Genomic DNA, 1,141 nt, shown 5'->3' on the forward strand with positions numbered 1-1,141 from the left:
GCAAACTGGAGCCCTTAAACATTGCAGAACTTTCTCGTTTGACTTCTTGACCATTAATAAACAACACACGCTGAGATGCCTCTTTGTCAAATACCGCAGCCAAATGCACCCATTTATCGACCTTGATATCATTTTTACCCGTTATTGGGTTGTCACCAAGTCCAGCAATCGGCTGGCTACCATCTAGCCCTACATATAGGCGATGATCTTTCCCATCATGCACACCGGAGAACTGATAGTGGTTGCCCATCGTCTTAAACTTCACCCAATACATCAGGGTCATAGAATGCTTACCTGTGGGCACTAATCCCGTAAACGCAAACGCTTCTTTATCAGTCACATCAAGTACATGGTCGCCGGAGTTTATCTCTTCACCTCTTGATTCTGCTGATCTCGACCGAGCCTTGGTGTACTCTTCCCAATGATTTATTCCCTGCTTATTAACCTCTGCCACATCAAAGCGTTGTAAGTTCCAGCCTCGCGCATATTCAAACCCATCATCAATGCCATCATGGTCTGTATCTGAGCTACATGGATCACTAAGGTAACGACCAGTCTCTGCTCCCATCTCTGTGCCATCCGATAAACCATCGCCATCACTGTCAGCGTTATGAGGATCACTACATATTGAAAGTTCAAAAGTGTCACTGAGCCCATCTCCATCGAAGTCTGACTTCGCCTCAGCATCAACAATCAAACCTGACTCAGACAGTTTCATATCAAATTCGCCTGTTGCTAAGTTTTCCACCCACAACCCACGATAACGACTGAAATCATAGTACGCTAACACGTCTGACTCACCAGCTTGAGGAGGCGTCAACATATAACTTTGAACATCACTACTGTCGAGTGCTCGGGACCAGACTTGGATACCATCCAGTTGCGCATCTTGAAAATCTGAAGCACCTTTTGCCCTATGCGCCGCACCAGACAACAAACTGCGCCAACTGGAGCCCTTAAATATTGCAGAACTTTCTCGTTTGACTTCTTGACCATTGACAAACAACACACGCTGAGATGCCTCTTTGTCAAATACCGCAGCCAAATGCACCCATTTATCGACCTTGATATCATTTTTACCCTTTATTAGGTTGTCGCCAAGTCCAGCAATCGGCTGGCTACCATCTAGCCCTACATATAG

Annotated in this window: 1 protein-coding gene; it reads right to left on the bottom strand. The window is 45.7% G+C overall.

The window, feature by feature from the left end; genetic code table 11:
* Nucleotides 1-1,141, bottom strand: a 1,141-nt coding sequence (locus ACTS60_RS00025; RefSeq protein ID WP_440886706.1) for a LamG-like jellyroll fold domain-containing protein, incomplete at both ends; no start/stop codon positions are given.

Origin of the sequence: Vibrio sp. WZ-1 (assembly GCF_052037695.1) — a bacterium.
Classification (GTDB): domain Bacteria; phylum Pseudomonadota; class Gammaproteobacteria; order Enterobacterales; family Vibrionaceae; genus Vibrio.